The organism is Cupriavidus sp. H18C2 (assembly GCF_049393795.1).
Classification (GTDB): domain Bacteria; phylum Pseudomonadota; class Gammaproteobacteria; order Burkholderiales; family Burkholderiaceae; genus Cupriavidus; species Cupriavidus pauculus_C.
Window position 1 is genome coordinate 544,666 of the sequence record NZ_CP186010.1, and the last position, 18,323, is coordinate 562,988.

Here is an 18,323-nt window from a genome sequence, read left to right on the forward strand (position 1 = left end):
CGATCAGTCTGCGGCGGGGTCCTGGGCCAGCGCCCAGTCGACATGCTCGCGCACCAGCGGCGTGGCCGTGTCCTGGCAGGCCCGCAGCGCGGCGCGGATGCGCGCGGCCAGCGCCGGATCGTCCGCCGCCGCCCGCCGCAGGCTGTTGCCCAGCCCCACGGCCAGGTTGCGCAGCCAGCGTTCGTGGCCGATGCGCCGGATCGGGCTGCCTTCCAGCCGCTGGTTGAACTCGGCTTCCGTCCAGCCGAACAGGTCGACCATGTCCGGCGCGTCAAAGCCGTTGCGCACGTCGAAATCGGGCAGCGTGGCACGGTGCGCGAACTTGTTCCACGGGCAGGCCAGCTGGCAGTCGTCGCAGCCATAGACGCGGTTGCCCATCGGCGCGCGCAGCGGCTCGGGAATCGGCCCCTTGTGCTCGATGGTCAGGTACGAGATGCAGCGGCGCGCGTCCAGCCGGTATGGCTCCAGGATGGCGCCGGTGGGGCAGATATCGATGCAGCGGCGGCAGCTTCCGCAGTGCGGGGCTTCGGCCGGGTCCGCCGGCAGCGGGATATCGACCAGGATCTCGCCCAGGAAGAACATCGACCCGCCGTCGCGGTCCAGCAGCAGCGTATGCTTGCCGCGCCAGCCCAGCCCGCCCTGGCTGGCCAGCGCCACCTCCATCACCGGCGCCGAGTCGGTGAACACGCGATACCCGAACCTGCCGATCTCGGTCTCGATGCGGGCCGCCAGTTGCTGCAGCCGGTTGCGCAGCACCTTGTGGTAGTCCCGGCCGCGCGCGTACAGCGAGACGACGGCCGTGGCCGGATCGTCCAGCCGGGCCAGCTCGTGGCGCCGCCAGTCGGCGGGGCCGTCGGCCGGCAGATAGGGCATCCGTGCGACGATGGCGCGCACCGTGCCCGGCACCAGTTCATGCGGCCGCGCGCGCCGTGTGCCGTGGTTCGCCATATAATCCATGTCGCCGTGGCAGCCCGCCTGCAACCACGCGAGCAGGCCCGCCTCGGCGTGCCGCAGGTCGACGTCGGCCACCCGGATCTCGTCGAAACCCAGCTCGCGTCCCCACCCGCGCAACGCCACCGCGAGCGAGTCAAGCGCCGCCTGCCCGATGACGGGGGCGGTGGCGGCGGGCGTCGGGACGGCGTCTTGCGCGGGCGGATTCCCGCGGCTCGGCGGGGTGGGGGCGGGCACTGCACGGTCGATCATCCCTGAATTGTACGCAATGCCCCTGCTTGAAGAACGCATCCTCCCGCTGCCCGACGAAGCTGCCACCGGCCGGCTGGGCGCCGCGCTGGCCGGGGCCGTGCGCGCCATGCCGCCGCGCACGGTGCACGTGCAGCTTTCCGGCGACCTGGGCGCCGGCAAGACCACGCTGTCCCGGGCCGTGCTGCGCGCGCTGGGCCACGCCGGCAAGGTCCGCAGCCCCACCTACACGCTGTGCGAGCCGTATCCGGTGCAGCGCGCCGATGGCTCGGCGCTGACCGTCTACCACTTCGACCTGTACCGCTTTGCCGATCCCGAGGAGTGGATCGACGCCGGTTTCCGGGACTGTTTTGCCGAGCCGGCCTTCAACCTGGTGGAATGGCCCGAGAAGGCCGGGCGCCTGCTCGGGGAACCGGACCTGCACGTGTGGCTCCAACCGGACAGCCGCGTGCTGCATTCTGGCGACAATCGTGCCGATAACGGTGCCGATGACGACGCGGATCGCCGCACGGCGACGTTGCGCGCCTATACTCCCACTGGACTTATCCTGCTGAACGCATGCTGATCAAGCGACTTGCCACTGACCGACCCGATGGACCCGACGGCCTGCTGCAGGCCCGCCGGAAATGGATGGCGCAGGCCCTGAAGGTGGGCGCCGGAACGGTCGTCCTGTCGCTCGCGGGCCCGCAGATCGCGTTCGGCGCCGGCATCGTGGCCGTGCGCGTCTGGCCGGCCGAGGACTACACCCGGGTCACCATCGAGTCCGACGAGAAGCTCGTGGCCGTGCACCAGATGATCCGCAACCCGGACCGGCTGGTGGTCGACATCGACGGGCTCGACCTGTCGCCAACGCTGCGCGAGCTGGTGGCCAAGATCACGCCGAACGACCCATACATCCAGTCGGTGCGCGTGGGCCAGAACCGGCCGCGCGTGGTGCGGATGGTGTTCGACCTGAAGGAAGACGTCTCGCCGCAGGTGTTCACGCTGCTGCCGATCGCCGAGTACAAGAACCGGCTCGTGTTCGACCTGTATCCGGTGAATCCGCCCGACCCGCTCTGGAAGCTCGTGCGCGACACCGAGGACAAGCAGCGCCGCTTTGCGTCGAATCCGCCGCCCGCGGGCACCGACGCCGCCATCGCGGGCGCGCCCGCCGGGGCCGAGGAAGATGCCATCGGCGCCATCGTGCGCAAGTTCGAGGACCGCGACCAGTTGCCCCCGGCCACCACCGCGCCGCCGCCCGTGGTGGCGACCGTGAGGCCGAAGCCGTCGGCACCGGACAAGCCGTCCGCGCCGCCCGCGCCGCCGCCGCTGGCCCAGACCAACGTGCCGCCGCCCAGCCAGTTCAAGATGCGCCGGCTGCTGACCGTGGCGCTGGACCCCGGCCACGGCGGCGAGGACCCCGGCGCCATCGGCGCGGCCGGATCGCGCGAGAAGGACGTGGTGCTGCAGATTGCCACCCGGCTGCGCAAGAAGATCGACAACGAACCGAACATGCGCGCGATGATGACGCGCGACTCGGACTTCTTCGTGCCGCTGAACGTGCGCGTGCAGAAGGCCCGGCGCGTGCAGGCGGACCTGTTCGTGTCGATCCACGCCGACGCATTCGTCTCGCCCGAGGCGCGCGGGGCGTCGGTCTTCGCGCTGTCCGAGCGCGGCGCGTCGAGCTCCGCCGCGCGCTGGCTGGCCAACAAGGAAAACAACGCCGACCTGATCGGCGGCACCAACATGGGCAACAAGGACGCCCAGGTGTCGCGCGTGCTGCTGGACCTGTCGACCACGGCCCAGATCAACGACAGCATGCAGGTGGGCAAGTCGGTGCTGGCCGAGATCGGCGGTATCAACAAGCTGCACAAGGGCAGCGTCGAACAGGCCGGGTTTGCGGTGCTCAAGGCGCCGGACATTCCGTCGATCCTGATCGAGACCGCCTTCATCTCGAACCCCGAGGAAGAGCGCAAGCTCAACGACGACGCCCACCAGGAGCAACTGGCCAACGCCATCCTGCGCGGCATCAAGGCGTACTTCGCCAAGAACCCGCCGCTGTCGCGGAATCCGTCGGTGTAGGCGGCGCCACAACACCCGCACCACCAAACAAAAACCGGCGCCTGGGCGCCGGTTTTTTCATGGGCAGGACCGCTCAGGCCCGTACCGTGTTGCGGGCTTCCTTCACGTCGTCGCGGCTGGCGTAGCGGGCGGCCAGCACCGAGCAGACGATCAGCTGGAGCTGGTGGTAGACCATCAGCGGCAGCACCAGCAGGCCCAGCGCCGGGTGGCCGGCGAACAGGATCTTGGCCATCGGGATGCCGTTGGCCAGGCTCTTCTTGGAGCCGCAGAACACCGCCGTGATCTCGTCTTCCACCGAGAAGCCCAGCCGGCGCGCCGTGAACGTGGTCGTGCCCAGGATCACGAACAGCAGGATGGCGGCGATGCCCATCACGGCGCCAATGGTCTGCCACGAATACTGATGCCACAGGCCGGCAGCGGTGGCATCGCAAAACGACGAATACACGATCAGCACGATCACGCCGCGGTCGATCTTGTTGGTGATCTGCTTCTTCCTGGCCAGCCAGTTGCCGATCAGCGGCCGGAACGCCTGGCCCAGCGCGAACGGCAGCAGCAGTTGCAGCGCCACGCCCATCAGCGCGCGGCCCAGCGGCATCGACGCGCCGCTGGCGCTGATCACCAGGCCCATCAGCAGCGGAGTCAGCGCCATGCCGATCAGGCCCGAGATGGTGGCGTTGAAGATGGCGCCGGGCACATTGCCGCGCGCCATCGACGTCATGGCGACCGACGACGACACCGTGGACGGCAGCGCGCACAGGTAGAACACGCCCAGCAGCAACTCCGGCGGCAGCGTGTTGCGCAGCGACAGCATCAGCAGTGCACCCACGATCGGGAACACCACATAGGTGAACGCCTGCACGAACGTGTGCAGCCGCCAGTGCTTGGCCCCGGCCACCAGCTTTTCGCGCGACAGCGCGGCGCCGTGCAGGAAGAAGACCAGCGCGACACCCAGGTTGGTGACGATGCCGAGGTGGAGCGGGCCGTCGCCGGCGCCGATCTCGGGCGCGAGCAGCGCCACGGCGATGGCGCACAGCATGATCAGAACGAACCCGTCGATCAGGTCGTAGGCTTTCTTGAAAGGAGCTAGGAGGGCAGACATCGGGGATAGTGCTTAAGGGTTTCCGCTTGGTATTGGACGCTTGTCTTGCTTAGAATGCAAATTCATTTATTGCATCCATCTATCGCTTCGTTGCATGAATTACACACTGCGGCAATTAAGGGTCTTCCTGGCGGTGGCGGCGCACGGCAGCTTCAGCCGGGCGGCGGATGCCGTGGGACTCACCCAGCCGGCCGTGAGCCGTGGTGTGGCTGAGCTGGAAGACGCGCTGGGCGTCCGGCTGCTCGATCGCACGACCCGCGAGGTGGTGCTGACCGATGCCGGCACCGCGCTCGTTCCGGCACTGGAGCGACTTTTGGGCCAGCTCGATGACACGCTCGAAGAAACCCGCCAATTAGGCGAGCGCTATCGGGGGAGGGTGGTGATAGCCAGTGCGCCGACGATCTCGGCGCGGCTGATGCCGCTGTACGTGTCGGCCTGCGCCAGCCAGTACCCGGAGATCCGGCTGTTCGTGCGCGACAACGTCCAGGCCGACGGCCTGGAGCAGATCCGGGCCGGCGCGGTGGACTTCGGGGTGCTGATCGATCCGCTGGCGCGCGAGGGGCTGACCATCGCGCCGCTGGCGACCGATCCGTTCTGCTTCGTCTGCCGGCGCGACCATCCGCTGGCGCAGGCCGAATCGGTGCCGTGGAGCGCGCTGCATGGCGAGCGGCTGGTGCTGCTGGACTTTGCGTCGGGCAGCCGGCCGCTGATCGACCGGATTCTGGCGCGCCACGGCGTGGCGCCGCAGGTGGTGCAGGAGCTGGGCCACTCGGCCAGCGTGTTCGGCATGGTGGAGGCGGGCATCGGGGCGTCGGTGCTGCCGTCGTTCTCGCTGCCGCTGCCGGAAGCGTCGCCGCTGGTGCCCCGCCCGCTGACGCCGCGCGAGGAGCGCAGCATCGTCATGGTCCGCCGCGAGGACCGCTCGCTGTCGCCGGCCGCCGCGGCGGTCTGGGAGCTGGTCCGGAACCTGCCGATCCCCGCCGAGGCGGCGGGCTGATCAGCCCGTTCCCGGCGGTATCCAGGCTTACTTCGGCTGCATCCGGATCGCGCCGTCCAGGCGGATGACCTCGCCGTTCATCATCGTATTGCCGATGATGGCCTGCGCCAGCCGCGCAAACTCGGCCGGGCGGCCCAGGCGCGGCGGGAACGGCACCATCTTGCCCAGCGCGTCCTGCACTTCGGGCGGCATGCCCAGCAGCATCGGCGTCTCGAACAGGCCCGGCGCGATGGTCATGCAGCGCACGCCGTCGCGGGCCAGGTCGCGGGCGATGGCCAGCGTCATGCCGACCACGCCACCTTTCGACGCCGCATAGGCGGCCTGGCCGATCTGCCCATCGAACGCAGCCACCGACGCGGTATTGATGATCACGCCGCGCTCGCCCTCGGCGTCGGGCGTGTTCTGCACCATGGCCGCCGCCGCCAGCCGGATCATGTTGAACGTGCCGATCAGGTTCACGCGGATCGTCTTCTCGAACGCGTCCAGCGGGTGCGGGCCGTTCTTGCCCACCGTCTTCGACGCCACGGCAATGCCCGCGCAATTGACCAGCCCGGCCAGCCGGCCCAGCTTCACGGCCGCGTCCACTGCCGCCTGGCCGTCGGCCTCGGCGCTGACATCGCACCGGACGAACTGGCCGCCCAGTTCCTGCGCCAGCGCCGTGCCGGCCGCCTCGTTCAGGTCGGCGATGACCACCTTGCCGCCGGCCTTGGCCAGCATCCGCGCCGTGCCTTCGCCCAGCCCCGAGGCGCCACCGGTCACGATGAATACGTTGCCCTGGATGTCCATCCGTCCGTCTCCTTGTTCGTTGTTGCGTGCTGTGGGGGTTCCGCATCGCATGCCGTTTACGTTAACGTAAATCGCCGGGCGGCGGAACCCGCATCGATACGGAGCCCGGCCGGAAAGCAAAACGGCCCAGCCGAAGCTGAGCCGTTTGTCACGGGCGGGGATGCGCCGGGATTACTTCAGCGCCTCGAACACGCTGGCGGTGATCTTGTCGACGTCGCCGACGCCCGAGATCTTGCGGTACTGCGGCGGCGCCACCTTGGCCGAGGCGTCGCCCTTGGCGGCCCAGCCCGAGTAGTAGTCCACCAGCGGGCGCGTCTGCTGCGAGTAGACGTCCAGGCGCTTGCGCACGGTCTCTTCCTTGTCGTCGTCGCGCTGGATCAGCGGCTCGCCGGTCTCGTCGTCGACGTTTTCCACCTTGGGCGGGTTGTAGCGGACGTGGTACGTGCGGCCCGACGCCACATGCACGCGGCGGCCGCTCATGCGCTCGATGATCGCGTCGAACGGCACGTCGATCTCCAGCACGTAGTCGATGGCCACGCCGGCTTCCTTCATGGCCTCGGCCTGCGGGATCGTGCGCGGAAAGCCGTCGAACAGGTAGCCCTTTTCGCAGTCGGGCTGCTTAAGGCGGTCCTTCACCAGGCCGATAATGATGTCATCGGACACCAGACCGCCCGCGTCCATCACTTTCTTGGCTTCGATGCCCAGCGGCGTGCCGGCCTTCACAGCGGCGCGCAGCATGTCGCCGGTGGAGATCTGCGGAATACCGAACTTCTCGCAGATGAACTTGGCTTGCGTGCCTTTGCCGGCGCCAGGCGCGCCCAACAGGATCAAACGCATTTACGGGTCCTCAAGGTATTTGAATTCGGTCTGGCGGGGGGTATGGAAGGAGGGTACCGCCGCAACTTGACGCGGGACTTACGCGGTGCGTGCCGTAGGGCGCGTGCCCAGGCATGTGCCGGCGTCCGCTCATGCGGCGCCCGGCGCGGCGGCAACGCGCATCCGGGCTGGCTCGATCTCTCTATCTCCCCACCGAGCCTTTGCAGCCGTGCCTCTCACGGTCTGCGGGCTCTGTATCGGCAGGCATTATGCCACGGGCGATGCCGGTTCGGCCTTCGTCCAGGTTGCAGCAGTATGAACCCCGGCGTGAAACCGGGGTCTACGGCAGCCGCCGTCAGGGGCCTTCCTGCGCCATGCCCTGCGTCCATAGCGCGCGCACGCGTTCCAGGTCGGCCGGGGTGTCCACGCCCGGTGCCGGGGCGGCGGCGGTGACCATCACGCCGATGCGCTCGCCATGCCACATCGCGCGCAGCTGTTCCAGCGCCTCCACCTGTTCCACCGGCGAGATCGCCAGCGTCGGGAAGCGGCGCAGGAAGCCCGCGCGGTAGGCGTACAGGCCGATATGGCGCAGCACGGGCATGTCCGGCAGCGGCACGCTGGCCGACGCGGCCGGCTGCGTGGGCACCGCCGACCAGGCGTCGCGCGCCCACGGGATCGGCGCGCGCGAGAAATACAGCGCCCGGCCCGCGTTGTCGCACACCACCTTCACCACGTTGGGATTGAAGACCTCGGCCACGTCGTCCAGCGGATGCGCGGCGGTGGCGATGGCGCAGTCCGGGTGCGCGGCCAGGTGCAGCGCCACGGCGTCGATCAGGTTCGGATCGATCAGCGGCTCGTCGCCCTGCACGTTGACCACGATGGCGTCGTCATCGAGCCCGAGCAGCGTGGCAACTTCCGACAGGCGATCGGTGCCCGAGGGGTGATCGGCCCGCGTGATGACGGCCTCGACGGCATGCGCCGCGCAGGCCGCGGCCACCTCGGGGGCGTCGGTGGCCACCACGGTGCGCCGGGCCGACGACGCGTGCGCCCGCTCGGCCACGCGGACGACCATCGGATGGCCGCCGATGTCGGCCAGCGGCTTGTTCGGCAGCCGCGTGGAGGCCAGCCGCGCCGGAATGACGACGGTGAATGCGGGAATGCTCATGATGCGCGGGAGGGCGGAAGACGGAAGGGGCGGGGGGCGCGGGCTCAGTTGCCGGACGGCTCCACGGGCACCACGCGGCCGGGCACCGACTGGCGGGCCTCGTCGGCCAGCATGACCGGAATGCCGTCGCGGATCGGATAGGCCAGCTTGTCGGCGTGGCAGATCAGTTCCTGGGCGGCGCGGTCGTATTCCAGCTTGCCCTTGCAGAGCGGGCAGACGAGGATTTCAAGCAGCCGGTTGTCCATCCTGGTGTTCCTTGTCGAGGCCGGTCGTCGTGCCGCTGGCGGCGGATTGTCCCGTGGTGACGGGCGTGGCGACGGCCGGGTTGCGCGCCAGCACGGCGCGGCGGATTTTATCGATCAGGCCCGCGTCGATCACGGGCGTGGTGGGGACGACCCAGATCCTCGGGTCGTCAAAGCGCTCGCATTTTACGGCATCCTTCTCGGTGATCAGGATCACGTCGGCATGCAGCGCGGCGTCGTTGTCCGCGAACGGGTCGGCGGCAAAGTCGTAGTGGTCCGGCAGCGGCAGCGTGGCGATCGACGTCAGGCCCGCCGCGCGCAGGCTGGCGAAGAAGCGTTCCGGATTGCCGATGCCGGCCGCGGCCAGCACGCGCTGGCCCGCGAACCGCGCCACCGGGCGTGCCATCGTGGGGTCGGCAAGCTGCCAGGCATCGGCCAGTTCCAGCCGCATGCCGTAGACGTCGGGCTTGTCGGGCGTGGCGCGGAAGTGCGGGTCGTTGATCAGCGTGGCGTCGCGCGGGCGGTCCAGCGGCTCGCGCAGCGGCCCGGCCGGCAGCAGCATGCCGTTGCCGCCCATGCGCGCGTCGAACATGACGATCTCGAAGTCGCGCTGCAGCCGGTAGTGCTGCAATCCATCGTCGAGCAGCAGCACGTTGACGCCCGGATGCGACACCAGCATGGTCTGCGCGCACAGCGCCCGGTCCGGAAAGACCCAGACCGGCACGTCGGTGGCGCGCGCTATCAGCAGCGGCTCGTCGCCCACGTCGGCCGCCTTGGACGTCGGCTTGACCCGGCGCGGATGCGTGAGCGTCACCCCGTAGCCGCGCGAGACCACGCCCGGGCGCAGGCCCGCTTCCGACAGCGCATGGGCCAGCGCGATGACGGCGGGCGTCTTGCCGGTGCCGCCCACGGTGACGTTGCCGACGACGATCACCGGCATCGGCAGCCGCGTGGACTGGAACCAGCCGCGCTGGTAGCCATGGCGGCGGATGCGCGCCATTAGGCCGAACAGCAGCGACAGCGGCCACATCAGCCAGGCAAACCAGCCGCGGCGCTGCCACTGGGCGGTGACGAAGTCGGCAAGGGCGTGTCGGGGTGCGGGCATGAAAGGGAGGGAAGCAGGCCGGGCCGCCGTCCAGGGCTGGATGGGCGGCGCCGGCCGAATGCGGACATTATGCATGGCGCGGCGCACGCGCCCAAGCGTGGCGCCGGCCCTGGCCGCCGGCTAGCGCGGCTGTGAACTCTGCGTGGCGAAGGTCAGCCGCGACAGGCCGGCCACGCGCGCGGCCTCCATCACGTTGATCACGGCCTGGTGGGTGGCCTGGGCGTCGGCATTGACGATCACCACGGGCTGCTGGCCGCTGCCGGCCGGGCCGGCGGCGCTGCGCAGCTGGTCGGCCAGGCTGGTCACGTCCTTCTGCTCCAGCACCTGCTTGTTGACGGAATAGACGCCGCGCGCCGATACCGAGACGACGATCTCGGTCGGATGCTGCTGCGCGCGGTCGGCATCGGCGGTGGGTAGCTGGATCTGCAGCTCGGTGAAGCGCGAGTACGTGGTCGTGATCATCAGGAAGATCAGGATCACGAGCAGCACGTCGATGAGCGGGATCAGGTTGATCTCGGGCTCCTCGCGCCGCTGGCGGGAACGGAAACGCATGGCGTGCTCCCGGCCGCGTCAGGCCCGCCGCTGCGGCAGGATGGCGTCCAGGAACGCGGTGGCGCGGAATTCCAGCTCGGCCACGTAGTCGTCCACGAGCCGGCGGAAGTAGCGCCAGAAGATCAGGGCCGGAATCGCCACGATCAGGCCGAAGGCCGTGTTGTAGAGCGCCACCGAGATGCCGTGCGCCAGCTGTTCGGGGTTGGCGCCGGTGCCGCCCTGGCTGCCGAAGATCTCGATCATGCCGATCACGGTGCCCAGCAGGCCCATCAGCGGCGCCACCGACGCGATCGTGCCCAGCGCGTTCAGGTAGCGCTCCAGGTCGTGCGCCACCACCCGGCCGGCTTCTTCCACCACATCCTTGGCGGCGTCGCGCGACGTCTGCGGCTGCAGCACCACGTGGCGCAGGCCGGCGGCCAGCACGCGGCCCAGCGGTGAATTCTTTTCGAGCGTGTTGACCACCTCGGGCGTGGCCTTGCGCTGCTGGGCGGCGGAAAGCGCCTCCTCGTACAGCCGCGGCGGCAGGATCTTGCTGCGCTTGAGGGAGATGAAGCGTTCGACGATCAGCGCCAGCGCGATGACCGAGGCCAGCAGCAGCGGCCAGATCGGCCAGCCGGCCGCTTGAATGATGGAAAACACGTGGACCCCCGAAATTCTACGTAGACGACAGACCCGAAATGGACGGCTTGAAGCACGAACGACGCGGCAGCCTTTGATGCGGGTCGCGCCCAACGCGCGCCGCACCGGCGATGCTCGAAAAATTGCAGGCGCCACTCTAACCCGCCCGCCGCCAGCGCGGCAAGCCACGCACACCGGCCGCTGTCTGCGGCTTTCCACACATAACCGGGACAGGATTGTGGACCGGTTGTGGACAGCCTTCGGAAAGGTCGCGTAAACCGTTGATTGCAAAGGGCCTCGGGTCGATTGCCTGTTTTTTGGGCAAGCAGGGCAAAGCGGCCATGTGGCGCCCGCTTTCCTTGCCGAACAGGGTTTGCGTACGCCCTGCGGGCGCTCCCGGCCCCTTGGCGGGGCAGCTTTCCACATCCGCACGGGACACGGCTGTGGACGGGCTGTGGAAAGCCTTTGAAGACTGCACGTAAACCGTTGATCCGAAAGGAAAAGCTGTTCCGTGCCTAATTATTGTGCAACCGCACGCCGCGATCCGGGTGCCAGACAGCCTGCTGGCGGGGCGACGCTTTCCACACCGGGGCAGGAAAGAATTGTGGATCGGTTGTGGATAAACCGGGGAGAAGCGGGCTAACCCGTTGATCCATAACGACGTATACGTTTCTGCCTAAATTTTGTGCAAACGTGGGCTCACGTGCCTTGTGCGTCGCGGTCGACAATCGGGGGCCACTGGCCGTTACCACAGCCGGCTCTGGCCTGTCACGTATACGTTGTCCACAGATCCGACGCTTGACAAATCCATTATCCAAAGCTTCTGTGGATAACTTTGTGAACAAGCGTCCCCGGATTTTGGTAAGTCGTTGACGCGTAAGGTTTTCTCTTACATTGCCTGTTTTTTGGACCGGGGCGAATCTTCAACAGAATCAAAGGCTTGTACGGATTCATGCGGATTCCGGGGCCGGCCGTGTGCACCGCGCGATGCCTCTTGACATAGCGGTTATGCTGTGGACATGTCCATCCCACGCCGCCTGCGCGGCCGTGCCCCATGCCAGAGAACGAGAACCTTTCGCGTTTTGCGCCGTCCCAGGCGCCTTCGCGCACGCGCGACGTGATCCCGGTCAGCGAACTGAACCATGCCATCGCCGGCGTGCTCGAACGCAGCTTTCCGCTGGCGTGGGTGCGGGGCGAAATCTCGAACTTCACGCGCGCGGCCAGTGGCCACTGGTATTTCTCGCTGAAAGACGCCCGCGCACAAATCCGCTGCGTGATGTTCCGCGGCCGCAACCAGCATGTCGACTTCACGCCGCGCGAGGGCGAGGCCGTGGAGGTGCGCGCCGTGGTGTCGATGTACGAGGCGCGCGGCGAGTTGCAGCTTGGCGTGGAAGCCATGCGCCGCGCCGGCCTGGGCAACCTCTACGAGGCGTTCCTGCGGCTCAAGGACAAACTCGCGCAGGCCGGTCTGTTCGATAGCGCACGCAAGCGGCCGATTCCGCGCCATCCGCGCACGATCGGCGTGGTCACGTCGCTGCAGGCGGCGGCCATGCGCGACGTGCTGACCACGCTGCGGCGGCGCGCGCCGCACGTGCCGGTCATCGTCTATCCGGTGCCGGTGCAGGGCGCCGGTGCCGCCGACAAGATCGCGGCGATGCTCGACGTGGCCAGCGAGCGGGCCGAATGCGACGTGCTGATCCTGTGCCGCGGCGGCGGCAGCATAGAGGACCTGTGGTCGTTCAACGAGGAAGTGGTGGCCCACGCCATCGCCCGCAGCCGTGTGCCCGTGGTGGCCGGCGTGGGCCACGAGACCGATGTGACGATTGCCGATTTCGTGGCCGACGTGCGCGCGCCGACGCCCACCGGTGCCGCCGAGCTGGTCAGCCCCGACCGCGACCACCTGCTGCAGGCCGCCCGCCGCGCCCGCGACGCGCTGGCGCAATGCATGGACCGCCAGCTCGCCCGCCGCGCGCAGCACCTGCAATGGCTGACGCGCCAGTTGCGCAGCCCGCAGGCCCAGTTGCAGGAGCGCCGGGCGCACGTCGACAATCTGGCGCGACACCTGCGGGCGGCATTGCGCGACACGGTGTCGGCGCAGCGCCACCGCCACGACGTGCTGGCGATGCGCTGGCGCGCCTGCAAGCCGGACGCCGCCCTGCAACAGCAGACGCTGGACCGCCTTGCCGCGCGCATGGACATGGCGCTGGAGCGGCGCCACGAGCGCGACACCCAGCGGCTGGCGCGCGCGGCCGGCGCGCTGGAGCTGCTGGCGCCCCAGCGCACGCTGGAACGCGGCTACGCCGTGCTGCTCGATGCGCGCGGCCGGGCGCTGCGCTCGCCGCACGAACTGCGCCCGGGCAGCATCGTCGAGGCCCATCTGGCAGACGGTACCGCCGACGTGGAAATCGCCGGCGTGCAGGCCAAGCTGGCGACATTCTGATGCCCCGCGACGCGCCCCGCTGCGACTGATTCTCAGTCGACCCCAGGCGCTTCCCCGGCCCGCTGCCGGGGAAACTAACATGAGGGCAGGGGGCTTTCCGGGGCCGTTTGCGCGGGTCTGGCAAGTCACCTACAATCGTCCGTTCTCCCCACCCAAAACCGAGACAGAACAATGGAACACAAGCTCCCCCCGCTCCCGTACGCGCATGATGCCCTGGCTCCGCACATCTCCAAGGAGACCCTGGAGTTCCATCATGACAAGCATCACCAGACCTACGTCACGAACCTGAACAACCTGATCAAGGGCACCGAGTTCGAGAACGCGTCGCTGGAAGAGATCGTCAAGAAGTCGTCGGGCGGCATCTTCAACAACGCGGCCCAGGTGTGGAACCACACGTTCTACTGGGAATCGATGAAGCCGAACGGCGGCGGCCAGCCGACCGGCGCCCTGGCCGACGCGATCAACGCCAAGTGGGGTTCGTTCGACAAGTTCAAGGAAGAATTCACGAAGGTGGCCGTGGGCACCTTCGGTTCGGGCTGGGCCTGGCTGGTCAAGAAGGCCGACGGCTCGCTGGACCTGGTGTCCACCTCGAACGCCGCCACCCCGCTGACCACCGACGCCAAGGCCCTGCTGACCTGCGACGTGTGGGAACACGCCTACTACATCGACTACCGCAATGCCCGCCCGAAGTACGTCGAGGCATTCTGGAACGTCGTGAACTGGGACTTCGCCGCGAAGAACTTCGCCTGAGCGAACCTGTAGCCCAGCACGAAAGCCCCGGCCAGCCGGGGCTTTTTGCATTGCGCAGCCCCGCCGATCCGCCCCTCAGGACACCTGCCGCAACCGCCGCCGCCACGCCACCGCGCCCGTCGACGCCAGCGCCACGCCGGCCACGATCAGCGTGCAGGCCAGGAAGACCATCGACCAGTCGCGGTCCCTGACGTGGCCGGCCAGCGCCAGGCCCAGCATCGACAGTACCGGGGTGCCGTAGCCCAGGACGCCGATCTGCGCCGCGTTGCCGTGCCGCATGGCGTAGTCCCACAGCACGAACGCGATGCCGAGCGGGCCCAGGCCGATGGCCAGCACCCAGCCCAGGCTTGCCAGCGGCAGGGCGGCCGGCGGTTCCAGCACCAGATGGCTGGCGATGGCCAGCAGCCCGGCGCCCAGGCAGAAGCCGCCGACGGCCCACGACGAGAACGGCGGCAGCCAGCGGGCGCCCAGCGAGTAGACGGCCCAGACCACGGCGGCCAGCAGCGCCATCGCGTAGCCGGCCGCGTACGCGGGGCTGAACGCGACGCCGCCCGGCCCGGACAGGATCGCCACGATGCAGCCGCCGAACCCCAGCAGCGCACCGGCGATCTTCGCCACGCCATCGGCGCCGCGCCAGACCGGCGTGCCGAGCAGCACCAGGATCAGCGGCCACAGGTAGTTGATCAGGTTGGCCTCGGCGATCGGCGCCAGCCGGAACGCCATCACCAGCCCCGCGTTGTAGACGAACAGGCACGCCACGCCGAAGGCCAGCGTGCGCAGCGGCACGCGCCAGTCGCGCAGGCGGTGCACGCAGGTGAGGCTGCCCGCGCACAGGGCCAGGCCGGTCAGCAGCAGCGGCGGCACGTCGGGCGCGCGGGACACCAGCGTCGCGAACGACGCCCAGAGAACGATGGCGCCAGCGGCGCCGAGCCATGCGGCCAGGGTCATGCGAGTACTCCGGGGGCGGCCGTGTCTTCGTCGGCCAGCAGGTTGAAATCGGTCAGGCAGTTCAGCCGCATGGCGCGGATGTGGTCGGTCATGAAGTCGATGAACACGCGGATGCGCGTGGGCAGGTGCTGGCGGCTCAGGTAGCAGATGTAGTGGCCGCGGTCGTCGGGCGCGTGCCGGCGCAGCGCCACCACGAGCTGTTGGTCCGCCAGCGGCTGGCAGATCTGGTAGCCGGCCATCTGGGCGATGCCCCAGCCTTCCAGCACCGCGTGCAGCACCAGGTCGGCGTCGTTGAACGTCATCCGCGCCCGGGGCATGTACTTGCGCACCACGCCGTCCACCTTGAACTCCCATTCGAAGATGCGCCCGCTGGAGAAGCGGAAGTTGATGCATTCGTGCTGCGCCAGTTCGTCCAGCGTCTGCGGCAGCCCGTGGGTGGCCACGTACGACGGCGCCGCGCACAGCGCCATCTGCATCGGTATCAGCTGCTTGGCGATGATGCTGGAGTCCTCGATGCGGCCGTTGCGGAACGCCACGTCGATCTGCTCGGACGCAAAGTCGGTGGGCCGGTCGTCGAGCAGCAGGTCGATGGCGATGTCCGGGTAGACCTTGACGAACTTGTCCAGCAGCGGCGCCACCACCTTGCGGCCGAAGCCCACCGTCGAGCTGATGCGCACCAGCCCGCGCGGCGGGCCCTGGCGCAGCTCCAGCATGTCGTTCATCGCCTCGACGATGTGCGTTACGCCCTGGTGGCAGTTGTCGAAGAAGCGCTGGCCCTCGCGCGTGAGCTGCGTGCTGCGCGTGGTGCGCAGGAACAGCCGTGTGCTGAGCTGGGTTTCCAGCTTCTGCACGTTGCGGCTGACGGCCGAGCGGCCGATGCCGAGCCGCTCGCCGGCCTTGGCAAAGCTGCCCTCGCTGGCCACGGCCATGAACGCCATGATGCCGGCGTAGCTGGCGGCGAAACTGGTCGACAGCGCGTCGGCGTGGTTCGGCAGGCTGAGCCGGAAACTGCGGTCCGCCGCGTCAGGCGACGGCGCCGGTTCCGCTGCCTCCGGTGAATCCGGTAAGTCCTGTGATTCCGGTGGTGTGGTGTGTGTCGATCCCATATTCCTTCCCCTGATGCAATCGGGCGCCGTCCGTCGCGGCAATGCCCTGTAAGCGAGTCTTGCGGGCGTGGCCCGCGGCTTGGCGGCGTGTGTGCGGCCGGGCTGCTACGCGGCGGCGCAGGGCAGGCGCACCACGAAGGTTGCCCCGCCGCCGGGCCGCGCCATGGCGTCGATGGTGCCGCCGTGGTCGGCCACGATGCGCCGGCAGATCGACAGCCCCACGCCCATGCCATCCGCCTTGGTCGTCTGGAACGGCTCGAACAGCCGGGGCAGGGCGTCTGCGGCAAGGCCGCAGCCCCGGTCGCTGATGGTCGCCACGGCCGCGCGGCCGTCGGCACGCAGTGTGACGGTCAACGGGCGCGCGGCGCGTGGCGCGGCGTCGGTGCCGGCCATGGCCTCGATCGCGTTGACCACGAGGTTGACGAAGAGCTGCTGCAGCGCCGCGCGCTCGCCCAGCACGGGCAGCGGCGCGGCCGGCAGGTCCAGCGCCGCCGTCACGCCGTGGCGGCGCAGGTCGTCGTCGAGCCAGCGCAGCGTGTCGCGCAGCACGCCATCCAGCGGCACCGGCTGCGGCGGCCGCGCCTGCGGGCACGCCAGCGCGCGCAAGTCCGCCAGCACGGTGCCGGCGCGTCCGGCATCGGCCACCAGCGATTCGAGCGAGGCAATGGCGCGGGCCACGTCGGGCGGATCCTGGCGTAGCCAGCGCAGCGCGCCCTGTCCGCGCGTGGCGACGGACGCCACCGGCTGCACCACGTCGTGCACGATCATCGCCACGCTGCGGCCCAGCACGGCCAGGCGATCGGCATGCAGCGCGCGGCGGCCCTCGGCATCGGCAGCCGGGGGCGCCGGCGCGGAGGCGCTGGGGTCCACCACCGCCACGCGAACTGCGTCATTCATTGCTTCTCTCGCTGATTTCGGTCACGCCGCCGGCTCGGCAGGACACCTTCCCGCACACCCCGAACACCCGTATGGACCGGTGCGTTCGATGTTAATAAGCGCTTAATATGCCGTAAATGACAGCGTTCCCGTGTTTCCTGCCAGACGGCCAGCCGGGCGCGGCACTTCAGTGCGATTTCGTCGCCGATTGGTGCAAAAGTGGAAACGGCGTGGCTCGCGCCGGCCGCTTGTGACCGGGCCCGCCGCTCACTAGACTCGCTCCCCGATTTGCCCTGTCGCACCGACAACCCGCCACGTGCCGCGGGGACGCCCGGCCCATGCCCGTCCGTCGTGCGACGCCACCGGACCTGACAGACGGGAGCCCAAAACGATGACAACCCTGCCCGTGCCCACGCGGCCTCTCCAACCGTTTGCCGCGTCGCGGCGGGGCCGCCCCGCCCCGGCCGTGTCACGCACCGCGCGCAAGCTTGCGCGGGACTGCCCCGCTGTCATAGCATCCACCGTCCACCGCCTTACCTGCCATGCTTCCGAACCAGCCGCCCCCCGCCCCGGGAAACATTGAAGACATGCCGCGCAACGTCCTGTTCGTGGCATACCCCGACGTCAGCCTGCTCGACCTTGCCGGACCCCAGACCGTGTTCTGGGCCGCGTCGAACTACGCGCGGGCGCGGGGCATGGCCGGATACCGCTGCCATACGGCCAGCTATGCGGGCGGCCCCGTGGCAACCGTGGAGGGCACCACGCTCGATTCGGTCTCGCTGGCGTCGTTCGACCTGCGCATGGTCGACACGGTGATCGTGCCGGGGTCGCCAACCATCCTCGAAGTGGCCCGCACCGAGACTGCGCTGATCGGCTGGCTGGCCGGCGCGGCCGGCACGGTGCGCAACATGGCGTCGGTGTGCAGCGGGGCGTTCCTGCTGGCCTTCGCGGGCCTGCTCGACGGCAAGCGCGCCACCACGCACTGGGCCATGCTGGGCCGCTTTCGCGAACTGTTTCCGACCGTCGACCTGGACCCGGATGCCATCTTCGTGCGGCAGCAGAACCTGTGGACGTCGGCGGGCGTGACCACCGGCATCGACCTGGCGCTGGCGATGGTGGAGGCCGACTACGGCCACGAGGTGGCGCTGAACTCGGCCAAGGAACTGGCCGTGTACATGAAGCGGCCCGGCGCCCAGCCACAGATCAGCGAGATCCTGATCTCGCAGAGCCGCCAGGTGCCGGTGTTCGAGTCGCTGCACCTGTGGATCATGCAGAACCTGTCGCGCGCGGAGCTGTCCGTGGAGCAACTGGCCGAGCACGTCGGCATGAGTCCGCGCAACTTCGCCCGGGTCTACAAGGAAAAGACCGGACGGACGCCGGCCAAGGGCGTGGAGCACTTTCGCGTGGAAGCGGCGCGGCGCCAGCTGCAGGACCTGGACCGGCCCATCGAGGTGATCGCCCGCGACTGCGGCTTTGGCAGCGAGGAACGGATGCGCGTGACGTTCCAGCGCCACTTCGGGCTGTCGCCGAGCGAGTACCGTCTCAAGATCAACCGCTAGCGC

18 protein-coding genes are annotated in these 18,323 nt (G+C 69.1%); 6 read left to right on the top strand and 12 right to left on the bottom strand.

Annotated elements, in window-relative coordinates; all coding sequences use genetic code 11:
- Positions 1-3: 3 nt before the first annotated feature.
- Positions 4-1,203 (bottom strand): tRNA epoxyqueuosine(34) reductase QueG, encoded by a 1,200-nt coding sequence (queG, locus tag EPAKOI_RS02535; protein ID WP_423192881.1) that lies wholly within the window; start codon positions 1,201-1,203, stop codon positions 4-6.
- 16 nt (positions 1,204-1,219) lie between these two features.
- On the opposite strand from queG, the gene tsaE reads away from it, so the two are divergent.
- Together tsaE and EPAKOI_RS02545 are read left to right on the top strand one after the other, a co-directional pair.
- Positions 1,220-1,765 (top strand): tRNA (adenosine(37)-N6)-threonylcarbamoyltransferase complex ATPase subunit type 1 TsaE, encoded by a 546-nt coding sequence (gene tsaE, locus EPAKOI_RS02540; protein ID WP_423192882.1) that lies wholly within the window; start codon positions 1,220-1,222, stop codon positions 1,763-1,765.
- A complete protein-coding gene (locus EPAKOI_RS02545; RefSeq protein ID WP_124682332.1) occupies positions 1,759-3,261 on the top strand; it encodes an N-acetylmuramoyl-L-alanine amidase in 1,503 nt (500 codons plus the stop codon). Before tsaE ends, EPAKOI_RS02545 begins: the two co-directional genes overlap by 7 nt.
- 73 nt (positions 3,262-3,334) lie before the next feature.
- Here EPAKOI_RS02545 and EPAKOI_RS02550 read toward each other — a convergent pair whose 3' ends face one another.
- Positions 3,335-4,360, bottom strand: a complete 1,026-nt coding sequence (locus EPAKOI_RS02550) for a bile acid:sodium symporter family protein (RefSeq protein ID WP_313835412.1) — start codon at positions 4,358-4,360, stop codon at positions 3,335-3,337.
- A gap of 94 nt (positions 4,361-4,454) precedes the next feature.
- On the opposite strand from EPAKOI_RS02550, the gene EPAKOI_RS02555 reads away from it, so the two are divergent.
- Complete coding sequence (locus EPAKOI_RS02555; protein ID WP_423192883.1) at positions 4,455-5,357, top strand: LysR family transcriptional regulator; 903 nt, start codon at positions 4,455-4,457, stop codon at positions 5,355-5,357.
- Between the two features lie 27 nt (positions 5,358-5,384).
- Here EPAKOI_RS02555 and EPAKOI_RS02560 read toward each other — a convergent pair whose 3' ends face one another.
- The 7 genes from EPAKOI_RS02560 to EPAKOI_RS02590 form a co-directional block, all read right to left on the bottom strand.
- Positions 5,385-6,143 (bottom strand): 3-hydroxyacyl-CoA dehydrogenase, encoded by a 759-nt coding sequence (locus EPAKOI_RS02560; protein WP_124682329.1) that lies wholly within the window; start codon positions 6,141-6,143, stop codon positions 5,385-5,387.
- Between the two features lie 171 nt (positions 6,144-6,314).
- Positions 6,315-6,980, bottom strand: a complete 666-nt coding sequence (adk, locus tag EPAKOI_RS02565) for an adenylate kinase (protein WP_124682328.1) — start codon at positions 6,978-6,980, stop codon at positions 6,315-6,317.
- A 334-nt stretch (positions 6,981-7,314) separates the two neighbouring features.
- Positions 7,315-8,124 carry a 3-deoxy-manno-octulosonate cytidylyltransferase gene (kdsB, locus tag EPAKOI_RS02570; RefSeq protein ID WP_313835413.1) on the bottom strand — a complete coding sequence of 270 codons (810 nt, stop codon included), beginning with the start codon at positions 8,122-8,124 and terminating at the stop codon, positions 7,315-7,317.
- Positions 8,125-8,168: 44 nt separating this feature from the next.
- Positions 8,169-8,369, bottom strand: coding sequence for a Trm112 family protein (locus EPAKOI_RS02575; protein ID WP_101680194.1), 201 nt, complete (start codon positions 8,367-8,369; stop codon positions 8,169-8,171).
- Positions 8,350-9,471, bottom strand: coding sequence for a tetraacyldisaccharide 4'-kinase (lpxK, locus tag EPAKOI_RS02580; RefSeq protein ID WP_423192884.1), 1,122 nt, complete (start codon positions 9,469-9,471; stop codon positions 8,350-8,352). The genes EPAKOI_RS02575 and lpxK overlap by 20 nt, the downstream gene beginning before the upstream one ends.
- Before the next feature lie 120 nt (positions 9,472-9,591).
- The gene (locus tag EPAKOI_RS02585) at positions 9,592-10,023 is read right to left on the bottom strand and encodes an ExbD/TolR family protein (protein ID WP_124682325.1); all 432 of its coding nucleotides are present in this window, start codon (positions 10,021-10,023) and stop codon (positions 9,592-9,594) included.
- A gap of 18 nt (positions 10,024-10,041) precedes the next feature.
- Positions 10,042-10,662, bottom strand: a complete 621-nt coding sequence (locus tag EPAKOI_RS02590; RefSeq protein ID WP_124682324.1) for a MotA/TolQ/ExbB proton channel family protein — start codon at positions 10,660-10,662, stop codon at positions 10,042-10,044.
- Between the two features lie 1,033 nt (positions 10,663-11,695).
- On the opposite strand from EPAKOI_RS02590, the gene xseA reads away from it, so the two are divergent.
- Positions 11,696-13,081 (top strand): exodeoxyribonuclease VII large subunit, encoded by a 1,386-nt coding sequence (gene xseA / locus EPAKOI_RS02595; RefSeq protein WP_124682323.1) that lies wholly within the window; start codon positions 11,696-11,698, stop codon positions 13,079-13,081.
- 171 nt (positions 13,082-13,252) lie between these two features.
- Entirely contained in the window at positions 13,253-13,831 is a 579-nt protein-coding gene (gene sodB, locus EPAKOI_RS02600) for a superoxide dismutase [Fe] (RefSeq protein WP_124682322.1), read from the top strand.
- Positions 13,832-13,906: 75 nt separating this feature from the next.
- Here sodB and EPAKOI_RS02605 read toward each other — a convergent pair whose 3' ends face one another.
- The 3 genes from EPAKOI_RS02605 to EPAKOI_RS02615 form a co-directional block, all read right to left on the bottom strand.
- Positions 13,907-14,779 carry a DMT family transporter gene (locus EPAKOI_RS02605; protein WP_124682321.1) on the bottom strand — a complete coding sequence of 291 codons (873 nt, stop codon included), beginning with the start codon at positions 14,777-14,779 and terminating at the stop codon, positions 13,907-13,909.
- On the bottom strand, positions 14,776-15,885 hold the full coding sequence (locus tag EPAKOI_RS02610) for a LysR family transcriptional regulator (RefSeq protein ID WP_423192885.1): 1,110 nt from the start codon (positions 15,883-15,885) through the stop codon (positions 14,776-14,778). Before EPAKOI_RS02610 ends, EPAKOI_RS02605 begins: the two co-directional genes overlap by 4 nt.
- A 105-nt stretch (positions 15,886-15,990) precedes the next feature.
- Positions 15,991-16,782, bottom strand: a complete 792-nt coding sequence (locus EPAKOI_RS02615) for a sensor histidine kinase (protein ID WP_423192886.1) — start codon at positions 16,780-16,782, stop codon at positions 15,991-15,993.
- 566 nt (positions 16,783-17,348) lie between these two features.
- Here EPAKOI_RS02615 and EPAKOI_RS02620 point away from each other — a divergent pair.
- Positions 17,349-18,320 carry a GlxA family transcriptional regulator gene (locus EPAKOI_RS02620; protein ID WP_253699945.1) on the top strand — a complete coding sequence of 324 codons (972 nt, stop codon included), beginning with the start codon at positions 17,349-17,351 and terminating at the stop codon, positions 18,318-18,320.
- Positions 18,321-18,323 lie beyond the last annotated feature (3 nt).

Excerpts from the sequence above, each read along its gene's own strand:
- queG (WP_423192881.1), bottom strand. The coding sequence starts at position 1,203 with ATGATCGACCGTGCAGTGCCCGCCCCCACCCCGCCGAGCCGCGGGAAT.
- EPAKOI_RS02545 (WP_124682332.1), top strand. The coding sequence starts at position 1,759 with ATGCTGATCAAGCGACTTGCCACTGACCGACCCGATGGACCCGACGGC.
- kdsB (WP_313835413.1), bottom strand. The coding sequence starts at position 8,124 with ATGAGCATTCCCGCATTCACCGTCGTCATTCCGGCGCGGCTGGCCTCC.
- EPAKOI_RS02605 (WP_124682321.1), bottom strand. The coding sequence starts at position 14,779 with ATGACCCTGGCCGCATGGCTCGGCGCCGCTGGCGCCATCGTTCTCTGG.
- xseA (WP_124682323.1), top strand. The coding sequence starts at position 11,696 with ATGCCAGAGAACGAGAACCTTTCGCGTTTTGCGCCGTCCCAGGCGCCT.
- EPAKOI_RS02615 (WP_423192886.1), bottom strand. The coding sequence starts at position 16,782 with ATGAATGACGCAGTTCGCGTGGCGGTGGTGGACCCCAGCGCCTCCGCG.
- EPAKOI_RS02550 (WP_313835412.1), bottom strand. The coding sequence starts at position 4,360 with ATGTCTGCCCTCCTAGCTCCTTTCAAGAAAGCCTACGACCTGATCGAC.
- lpxK (WP_423192884.1), bottom strand. The coding sequence starts at position 9,471 with ATGCCCGCACCCCGACACGCCCTTGCCGACTTCGTCACCGCCCAGTGG.
- sodB (WP_124682322.1), top strand. The coding sequence starts at position 13,253 with ATGGAACACAAGCTCCCCCCGCTCCCGTACGCGCATGATGCCCTGGCT.
- EPAKOI_RS02575 (WP_101680194.1), bottom strand. The coding sequence starts at position 8,369 with ATGGACAACCGGCTGCTTGAAATCCTCGTCTGCCCGCTCTGCAAGGGC.
- EPAKOI_RS02560 (WP_124682329.1), bottom strand. The coding sequence starts at position 6,143 with ATGGACATCCAGGGCAACGTATTCATCGTGACCGGTGGCGCCTCGGGG.
- EPAKOI_RS02585 (WP_124682325.1), bottom strand. The coding sequence starts at position 10,023 with ATGCGTTTCCGTTCCCGCCAGCGGCGCGAGGAGCCCGAGATCAACCTG.
- tsaE (WP_423192882.1), top strand. The coding sequence starts at position 1,220 with ATGCCCCTGCTTGAAGAACGCATCCTCCCGCTGCCCGACGAAGCTGCC.
- adk (WP_124682328.1), bottom strand. The coding sequence starts at position 6,980 with ATGCGTTTGATCCTGTTGGGCGCGCCTGGCGCCGGCAAAGGCACGCAA.
- EPAKOI_RS02620 (WP_253699945.1), top strand. The coding sequence starts at position 17,349 with ATGCCGCGCAACGTCCTGTTCGTGGCATACCCCGACGTCAGCCTGCTC.
- EPAKOI_RS02555 (WP_423192883.1), top strand. The coding sequence starts at position 4,455 with ATGAATTACACACTGCGGCAATTAAGGGTCTTCCTGGCGGTGGCGGCG.
- EPAKOI_RS02610 (WP_423192885.1), bottom strand. The coding sequence starts at position 15,885 with ATGGGATCGACACACACCACACCACCGGAATCACAGGACTTACCGGAT.